At 73.2% G+C, this 8,679-nt stretch carries 8 protein-coding genes; 7 read left to right on the forward strand and 1 reads right to left on the reverse strand.

The window, feature by feature from the left end:
• On the reverse strand, positions 1-1,199 hold a 1,199-nt coding region (locus CTKZ_RS17200; RefSeq protein ID WP_124344091.1), incomplete at its 3' end, for an aminotransferase class I/II-fold pyridoxal phosphate-dependent enzyme.
• A gap of 257 nt (positions 1,200-1,456) precedes the next feature.
• Between CTKZ_RS17200 and CTKZ_RS17205 the strand changes: the two genes are divergently transcribed.
• The 7 genes from CTKZ_RS17205 (at position 1,457) to CTKZ_RS17235 (ending at position 8,655) form a co-directional block, all read left to right on the forward strand.
• Positions 1,457-2,305, forward strand: coding sequence for a nitrilase-related carbon-nitrogen hydrolase (locus CTKZ_RS17205; RefSeq protein ID WP_124344092.1), 849 nt, complete (start codon positions 1,457-1,459; stop codon positions 2,303-2,305).
• A 28-nt stretch (positions 2,306-2,333) separates the two neighbouring features.
• Positions 2,334-3,758 (forward strand): dihydropyrimidinase, encoded by a 1,425-nt coding sequence (hydA, locus tag CTKZ_RS17210; RefSeq protein WP_124344093.1) that lies wholly within the window; start codon positions 2,334-2,336, stop codon positions 3,756-3,758.
• A gap of 56 nt (positions 3,759-3,814) precedes the next feature.
• The gene (locus tag CTKZ_RS17215) at positions 3,815-4,846 is read left to right on the forward strand and encodes a TIGR03842 family LLM class F420-dependent oxidoreductase (protein WP_124344094.1); all 1,032 of its coding nucleotides are present in this window, start codon (positions 3,815-3,817) and stop codon (positions 4,844-4,846) included.
• Positions 4,843-5,721: an ABC transporter permease gene (locus CTKZ_RS17220; protein ID WP_124344095.1), complete on the forward strand. Its 879-nt coding sequence runs from the start codon at positions 4,843-4,845 to the stop codon at positions 5,719-5,721. The genes CTKZ_RS17215 and CTKZ_RS17220 overlap by 4 nt, the downstream gene beginning before the upstream one ends.
• Positions 5,718-6,617, forward strand: coding sequence for an ABC transporter ATP-binding protein (locus tag CTKZ_RS17225; RefSeq protein ID WP_124344096.1), 900 nt, complete (start codon positions 5,718-5,720; stop codon positions 6,615-6,617). The genes CTKZ_RS17220 and CTKZ_RS17225 overlap by 4 nt, the downstream gene beginning before the upstream one ends.
• Positions 6,614-7,390, forward strand: coding sequence for an ABC transporter permease (locus CTKZ_RS17230; RefSeq protein WP_124344097.1), 777 nt, complete (start codon positions 6,614-6,616; stop codon positions 7,388-7,390). Before CTKZ_RS17225 ends, CTKZ_RS17230 begins: the two co-directional genes overlap by 4 nt.
• A gap of 107 nt (positions 7,391-7,497) precedes the next feature.
• On the forward strand, positions 7,498-8,655 hold the full coding sequence (locus CTKZ_RS17235) for an ABC transporter substrate-binding protein (protein ID WP_124344098.1): 1,158 nt from the start codon (positions 7,498-7,500) through the stop codon (positions 8,653-8,655).
• Positions 8,656-8,679 lie beyond the last annotated feature (24 nt).

Genomic DNA, 8,679 nt, shown 5'->3' on the forward strand with positions numbered 1-8,679 from the left:
CCCGCGGCCTCGAGCCGCAGCAGCGCGGTGCGCTCGTCGTGCACGGGCAGCCACAGGTTGATCCCGTCGCCGCCGTCGACGTGCACGTCGAGCGCCGCGAGCGCGGTCGTGAGCGCCCGGCGTCGCGCGAAGTAGACGCGGCGGGCGTGCGCGACCGCGTCGATCGCGGCGGGGTCGGTCAGCAGGTCGACGAGCACGTGCTGCAGCAGGCGGCTGGTCCAGCCGGGGCCGAGCATGCGGCGCGCGACGAGCGCGTCGAGCACGCGGGCAGGCCCGCCGACGGCCGCGAGGCGCAGGTCGGGGCCGTGCGACTTCGAGTACGAGCGGACGTGCACGGTCGCGTCGGGCAGCCAGGTGCCGAGCGAGACGTCGCGCGCGGAGGAGATCTGCCCGCAGTGGTCGTCCTCGATCACGGTCACGGCGGTGGCTGCGGGCACGCGTCGGACGACGGCGGCGAGCTCGCGGGCCCGGGTCGGGGTGAGCGAGACGCCCGTCGGGTTCTGCGCGCGCGGCTGCAGGACGACGACGCCCGCACCGGCCGCCAGCGCACGGGCCAGGGAGTCGGGGCGCATGCCGTTGCGGTCGAGCGCGACGGGCACGCGCTGGAGTCCGAGCTGGTCGAGCAGGTCGAACAGCGGCGGGAAGCCGGGGTCCTCGACGGCGACGCGGTCGCCGAACGACGCGACCTGCTCGAGCGTGCGGCTGATCGCGTCGACCGCGCCGTCGACGACGGTGAGCCGCTGCGGCACGAAGGGCCACGACTCGCGCAGGAGCGACTCGAGCTCGGGCACGAGCGGTGCCGACAGGTAGGTGCCGGCCTCGGCGGCCGGCGTCCGGGCCGCGACGCGCGCGAGCGCCGGGCCGAGCGGCGGGAGCAGGTCGGGATCGGGCGTGCCGGTCGACAGGTCGAGCCGGGCCGGTGCTCCCTCGGCCAGGTCGCGGTAGCGCGGGGGGAGCCAGGCCGCGGGCGGCGGGAGGACGAACGTGCCCGCGCGCCCGCGCGACGCGACGAGCCCGACGGTCGCGAGCGCCTGGAACGCACCGCTCACCGTCGCGGGGCTCACGCCCAGGTCGACGGCCAGCGCCCGCACGGTCGGCAGCCGGTCGCCGGGGACGAGCTCCCCGCCGTGCACGAGCCGCGCCACCGCGGCCGCGATGCCGCGCGGCGACCGGTCGTCGACGTGGGCGGCCAGGTCCATGGCCGCAGCATGCCCGGGGCCACGACGTCGACCCGGCGAAGCACGGGACGAACCGGACGCCGGTCGCAGGTGTTTACACGCGGCCCGCCGTTGTTCGCGCGGCGGAAACGGAGGGTAACGCCGCAGAAATGTTCAACGCCGACAGTCACATTCCAGGCGACGGGGCCCGGCCCGGCAGGCAGGTCCCGTCGCACGACGTGGGACCGCGGCACCGCGGCCGGGACCCGCCGCCGGCCGCCCGAGGACCGGAGGACCCCATGACCGTCGTACGCGTCGCATTCACCCAGGCCACCTGGACCGGCGACAAGGAGTCGATGATCGCGCTGCACGAGGCGTGGACGCGCGAGGCCGCGTCGGCCGGTGCGCAGGTGATCTGCTTCCAGGAGCTGTTCTACGGGCCGTACTTCGGCATCACGCAGGACACCGCCTACTACGACTACGCGGAGTCCGTCCCGGGCCCGACGACCGAGCGGTTCGCGGCGCTCGCGGCCGAGCTCGGCATCGTGATCGTGCTGCCGGTCTACGAGGAGGACCAGCCCGGCGTGCTCTACAACACGGCGGCGGTGATCGACGCGGACGGCACCTACCTCGGCAAGTACCGCAAGCACCACATCCCGCACCTGCCGAAGTTCTGGGAGAAGTTCTACTTCCGGCCCGGCAACCTCGGGTACCCCGTGTTCGAGACGGCCGTCGGGAAGATCGGCGTCAACATCTGCTACGACCGGCACTTCCCCGAGGGCTGGCGCGTGCTCGCGCTGAACGGCGCCGAGATCGTCTTCAACCCCAACGCCACCGCGCCGGGCATCTCGAACAAGCTGTGGGAGATCGAGCAGCCCGCGGCCGCGGTCGCGAACGGCTACTTCGTCGTCGCGAACAACCGCGTCGGGCTCGAGGACAACGAGTACGGCGACGAGGCGGTCGCGTTCTACGGCTCGTCGTACGCGGTCGGCCCCGACGGCAACTACGTCGGCGAGGTCGGGTCGAGCACCGAGGACCAGCTGTTGATCCGCGACCTCGACCTCGACCAGATCCGCCAGGTCCGCGAGCGCTGGCAGTTCTTCCGCGACCGCCGGCCCGACGCCTACGGCGCGATCGTCGCCCCCTGACCCGGCACCCAGCGGAGAGGACGTCCGAGTGAAGACCCTGATCACCGGCGGGACCGTCGTCAGCGCGACGGGCCGCACCCCGGCCGACGTGCTCGTCGACGGCGAGACCATCGCCGCGGTGCTCGCGCCCGGCTCGACGCTGCTCGGCTTCGACCTCGCGGCGCACGTCGACCGCGTGATCGACGCGACCGGCAAGTACGTCATCCCGGGCGGCGTCGACGCGCACACCCACATGGAGCTGCCGTTCGGCGGCACCGCGGCGTCGGACACGTTCGAGACCGGCACCCGCGCCGCGGCGTGGGGCGGCACGACGACGATCGTCGACTTCGCGGTGCAGCGCGCGGGGGAGCGCGTCATGGACGGGCTCGCCGCCTGGCACGACAAGGCGGCCGGGCAGTGCGCGGTCGACTACGCGTTCCACCAGATCGTCGGCGGCGTCGACGACGACAGCCTCAAGGCCATGGAGGGGCTCGTCGCCGAGGGCGTCACGAGCTACAAGCTCTTCATGGCGTACCCCGGCGTGTTCTACGCCGACGACGCGCAGATCGTCCGGGCCATGCAGAAGGCCGCCGACCTGGGGCTGCTCACGATGATGCACGCCGAGAACGGTCCCGCGATCGACGTCCTCGCGGCGCAGCTCGTCGAGCAGGGGAAGGCGGACCCGTACTTCCACGGGATCGCCCGCGCCTGGCAGCTCGAGGAGGAGGCGACGCACCGCGCGATCATGCTCGCCGACCTCACGAACGCGCCCCTCTACGTCGTGCACGTGAGCGCCAAGCAGGCCGTCCAGCAGCTCGCCTGGGCCCGCGACAACGGCAAGAACGTGTTCGGCGAGACGTGCCCGCAGTACCTCTACCTGTCGCTCGAGGAGCAGCTCGGCGCGCCGGGCTTCGAGGGCGCCAAGTGGGTGTGCTCGACGCCGCTGCGCTCGCGCGCCGAGGGGCACCAGGACCACATGTGGCAGGCGCTGCGCACCAACGACCTGCAGATGGTGTCGACCGACCACTGCCCGTTCTGCATGAAGGGCCAGAAGGAGCTCGGGCTCGCCGACTTCCGCGCGATCCCGAACGGCATCGGGTCCGTCGAGCACCGCATGGACCTCATGTACCAGGGCGTCGTGACCGGTCAGATCACCCTCGAGCGCTGGGTCGAGCTCACGTCGACGACACCCGCGCGGATGTTCGGGCTGTACGGCCGCAAGGGCGTCATCGCGCCCGGGGCCGACGCGGACGTCGTGGTCTACGACCCCGCGGGCCACACGTCCATCGGGGTCGGCGAGGGCCGGACGCACCACATGCACATGGACCACTCCGCGTGGGAGGGCTTCGAGGTCGACGGGCACGTCGACGTCGTCCTGTCCCGCGGGACGGTCGTCGTCGACGACGCCGGGTACCACGGCCGGGCCGGCCACGGGCGCTACCTCAGGCGCGACCTCTCGCAGTACCTCGTCTGACCTCCGTCCCCACCTCGTCTGACCCGCGTCCCCACGCCCCGGAAGGAGGACCGCCCGTGGACTTCGGTGTCGTCCTGCAGACCAACCCGCCCGCCTGGCGGACCGTCGAGCTCGCCCGCCAGGCCGAGACGCACGGCTTCGACTACGTGTGGACGTTCGACTCGCACCTGCTGTGGCAGGAGCCGTTCGTCGTGTACTCCGCGATCCTCGCCGCGACGCGCAAGGTGGTCGTCGGACCGATGGTGACCAACCCCGCGACGCGGGACTGGACCGTCACGGCCTCGCTGTTCGCGACGCTCAACGAGATGTTCGGCAACCGGACCGTGTGCGGCATCGGCCGCGGCGACTCCGCGGTCCGCACGCTCAACGGGCGGCCGTCGAACCTCGCGACGCTGCGAGAGTCGATCCACGTGATCCGCGAGCTCGCGAACGACCGTGCCGTCGAGGTCAACGGCCGGACCGTCCGGTTCCCGTGGGCCAAGGGCTCCGCGCTCGACGTGTGGGTCGCCGCCTACGGGCCGCTCGCGCTCAAGCTCACGGGCGAGGTCGGCGACGGGTTCATCCTCCAGCTCGCCGACCCCGACATCGCCGCCTGGACGATCAAGGTCGTCCGCGACGCCGCCGAGGCCGCCGGGCGCGATCCCGACGCGATCCAGTTCTGCGTCGCCGCCCCTGCGTACGTCGGCGACGGTGACTCCCCGGCCGCCCGCGCGCACATGCGCGAGCAGTGCCGCTGGTTCGGCGGCATGGTCGGCAACCACGTCGCCGACATCGTCGCCCGCTACGGCAGCGACAGCACCGTGCCGAAGGCCCTCACCGACTACATCAAGGCGCGCGAGGGCTACGACTACAACGAGCACGGCCGCGCCGGGAACTCGCACACGTCCTTCGTCCCCGACGAGATCGTCGAACGGTTCTGCCTGCTCGGCAGCCCGCGCGAGCACGTCGAGAAGCTCGAGGCGCTGCGCGACCTCGGCGTCACCCAGTTCGCCGCCTACCTCCAGCACGACAACAAGGAGGAGACCATGCGGCTCTACGGCGAGCGGGTCATCCCCGCGCTCGTCGACACCGTCGTGGCGACCGCATGACGACAGGCCGGCGCGCCGCCCGGTCGGCGCTCTGGGGGGCCGCGGCGCTCGTGCTGCTCGTGGTGCTGTGGGAGGTCGTCAAGGCCGTCGTCCCCGACACCGGGTGGCACGTCGGCGAGGCGAGCGTGCTCCCGCGGACCGACGACGTCGCGATGCCGCACGTGTGGGACGTCGTCGCGCGGATCAGCAAGCCCGAGACGTCCGCGACGGGCGCGCCGACCGTGCTCGTCGCGATGCTCCAGGCGTGCTGGTTCACCCTCCGCGTCGCCGCCGCCGGGTGGGTCCTGGGCGTCGTCGGCGGGGCGCTCGTGGCCGTCGTCATGCAGCGCTCGCGGCTCGCCGAGTCCGCGCTGCTGCCGTGGGTCGTGCTGTCGCAGACCGTGCCGCTCGTCGCGCTCGCGCCGCTCGTCGTCGGATGGGGCGGGCGCATCCACCTGGGCGCGCTCGAGTGGCAGAAGTGGATGTCGGTCGCGCTCATCGCGTCCTACCTCGCGTTCTTCCCCGTCGCGGTGGGGATGCTGCGCGGCCTGCAGTCGCCCACGACGGCGCAGGTCGAGCTGTTCCGGGCGCAGGCCGCGTCGTGGGGGCGGACCCTCGTCTCCCTGCGGCTGCCCGCGTCCGTCCCGTACCTGCTGCCCGCGCTGCGGCTCGCCGCGGCCACCGCCGTCGTCGGCGCGATCGTCGCCGAGGTGTCCACCGGCACCAAGGGCGGCATCGGGCGCCTCGTCATCGCCTACGCCCAGGCCGCGAGCGGCGACCCCGCCAAGCCGTGGGCGGCCATCCTCGTCGCCGCGGTGCTCGGCCTCGTCGCCGCCGGACTCGTCACCCTGCTCGGGCTCGGCCTGGGCCGCTACCGCCACGCGGAGGTCTCATGAGCGACGTCACCACCGCCACCGAGGCGACGGGCACCCCGCCCGACGCCGCGCCCGGCGCCACGTCCCTACCGGTCGCACCCGCCGGTCCCGCCACCGCCGTCGACGTGCGCGGCGTCTCCAAGGTGTTCGCCACGCGCGCCGGCACCGTCACCGCGCTCGACGACATCCACCTGAGCGTCGCCGCGGGCGAGTTCGTCTCGCTCATCGGCCCGTCGGGGTGCGGCAAGTCGACGCTGCTGCGGCTCGTCGCCGACCTGGACCAGCCGACGTCGGGGGAGATCGCGGTGTTCGGCCGTCCACCTCGGGTCGCTCGGGAGGCCCAGGACTACGGGATCGCGTTCCAGCAGGCCGGGCTCCTGCCGTGGCGGAGCGTCGCCGCCAACGTCGAGCTGCCGCTCGAGCTGCACGGCGTCGGCCGTCGGGAGCGCGCCGCGCGTGCCGCCGAGCTGCTCGCGCTCGTCGGGCTCACCGAGTTCGCCGGCCACTTCCCGCACCAGCTCTCGGGCGGCATGCAGCAGCGCGTCGCGATCGCCCGGTCGCTCGCGGAGAGCCCGAGCCTGCTCCTCATGGACGAGCCGTTCGGCGCGCTCGACGAGATGACGCGCGAACGCATGCAGACCGAGCTCGTGCGGCTGTGCGCCGAGTCCGGGGCGGCCGTCGTGTTCGTCACGCACTCGATCCCCGAGGCCGTGTTCCTGTCCCAGCGCGTCGTCGTCATGTCGCCGCGGCCGGGTCGGATCGCCCAGGTCGTGCCCGTCGACCTCGCGCGCGCCGACGAGCGCACCGACGACCTGCGGGAGGACGCGGCGTTCTTCGCGGCGGTCACCGCGGTCCGGGAGGCGCTGCACGGCGGTCACGGTGCGGACGTCCCGACGCGCGGGGTGGACGTCCGGTGAGCGCCGCCCGGGTCAGCCGGTGGGTCGCACCCGTCCTGGTCGGCGTGCTCGCGCTCGTCACGTGGCAGGTCGTCGTCGTCGCCGCCGACCTGCCGCCGTACCTGCTGCCCAGCCCGACCGCGATCGTCGAGCAGCTGCGCCAGGTCGTGCCGCTCGTGTGGTCGGCGGCGCTCGCGACGGGGGCGAACGTGCTGGTCGGGCTCGTGGCCGGTGCCGTCACGGCGGTGCTCGCCGCGGTCGTCGCCGCGCGCAGCCGCATCGTCGACGGCCTCATGTCGCCGACGGCCGCCGCGCTGTCGGTCATGCCGATCGTCGCGCTCGCCCCCGCGCTCAACACGCTGTTCGGCACGACGTCGACGACCCCGCGCCGGCTCGTCGTGGCCGTCGTGGTCTTCGCCCCGGTGTTCGTCAACACGCTGCGCGGGCTGCGGCAGGTGCAGCCCGTGCACCGCGACCTCATGCGGGCCTACGCGGCGTCGCCGTGGCAGGTCACGCGCACGGTGACTGTGCCGGGCGCGCTGCCGTACCTGTTCACCGGGCTGCGGATCGCGTCGTCGACGGGTGTCATCGCGGCCGTCGTCGCCGAGTACTTCGGCGGGCTGCAGAACGGGCTCGGGTCGCGCATCACCGCCGCCGCCGCGAACAGCGCGTACGCGCGGGCGTGGGCGTTCGTGCTCGGCGCGATCCTGCTGGGCCTCGTCCTCTACCTCGCGACGGCCGCGCTCGAACGTGCCGTCGCCCGCCGGAACGGCGCGGTCCCCGACGGGACCTGACGCCGCCCACCCGTCCCGCCTGCCGACGACGCCAGGTGCGGTCGACCGCGACTCGCCCCCTCCGGCGAGCGCGCCCCGCCAGTGCCGCCCCCCAGGAAGGACCCGAGATGACCCCCACCAGGCGTTCCGCGTGGACCGCGACGGCCGTCGGCGTCGCCACCGCGCTCGTGCTGTCGGCGTGCAGCAACGGCAGCGGCGACCCCGAGCCCGAGGCGTCGGGCGACTCCGACGGGCTCACCCCCGTCACGCTCCAGCTGCAGTGGTTCACCCAGGCCCAGTTCGCCGGCTACATCGCCGCCGTCGAGCAGGGCTTCTACGAGGACGAGGGCCTCGACGTCGAGATCGTCGAGGGCGGCGTCGACATCGTCCCGCAGTCGGTGCTCGCCGACGGGTCGGTCGACTACGCGATCGCGTGGGTGCCGAAGGCGCTCGCGTCGCGCGAGCAGGGCGCAGGCATCACCGACGTCGCGCAGATCTTCCAGCGGTCCGGCACGCTCCAGGTCGCGTTCGCCGACTCGGGCATCTCTTCGGCCGCCGACCTCACGGGCAAGAAGGTCGGCAACTGGGGCTTCGGCAACGAGTTCGAGCTCTTCGCCGGCATGACGGAGGCGGGCCTCGACCCCGCGACCGACGTGACCCTCGTGCAGCAGCAGTTCGACATGAACGCGCTGCTGTCCGGCGAGATCGACGCCGCCCAGGCCATGACGTACAACGAGTACGCCCAGGTGCTCGAGGCCGTGAACCCCGCGACCGGCGAGCTCTACCAGCCCGAGGACTTCACGGTCGTCGACTGGAACGACGAGGGCACCGCGATGCTCCAGGACGCGATCTGGGCGAACTCCGAGCGCCTCGCGTCCGACGCGGAGTACGAGGAGACGACGGTTAAGTTCCTCAAGGCGAGCCTCGAGGGCTGGATCTGGGTCCGCGACAACCCGGAGGAGGCGCGTGACCTCGTCGTGGCCGCGGGCTCGCAGCTCGGCGCGAGCCACCAGCTGTGGCAGGTCAACGAGGTCAACAAGCTCGTCTGGCCGTCGCCGGGCGGCATCGGGATCATCGACGAGTCGGCCTGGGAGCGGACCGTCGACATCGCTCTGAACACCAAGAACGACCAGGGCGCGACGGTCATCACGGCCGAGCCGAGCGCCGACGCCTACACCAACGAGTACGTCGACAAGGCGCTCGAGGAGCTGCGCGCCGAGGGCGTCGACGTCGACGGCGCCGACTTCCAGGCCGCCGAGGTGACGCTCGAGCCGGGCGGCAACTGACCCACACCCGTGGGGGGCGGGGGG

Source organism: Cellulomonas algicola, from assembly GCF_003851725.1.
GTDB classification, from domain to species: domain Bacteria; phylum Actinomycetota; class Actinomycetes; order Actinomycetales; family Cellulomonadaceae; genus Cellulomonas; species Cellulomonas algicola.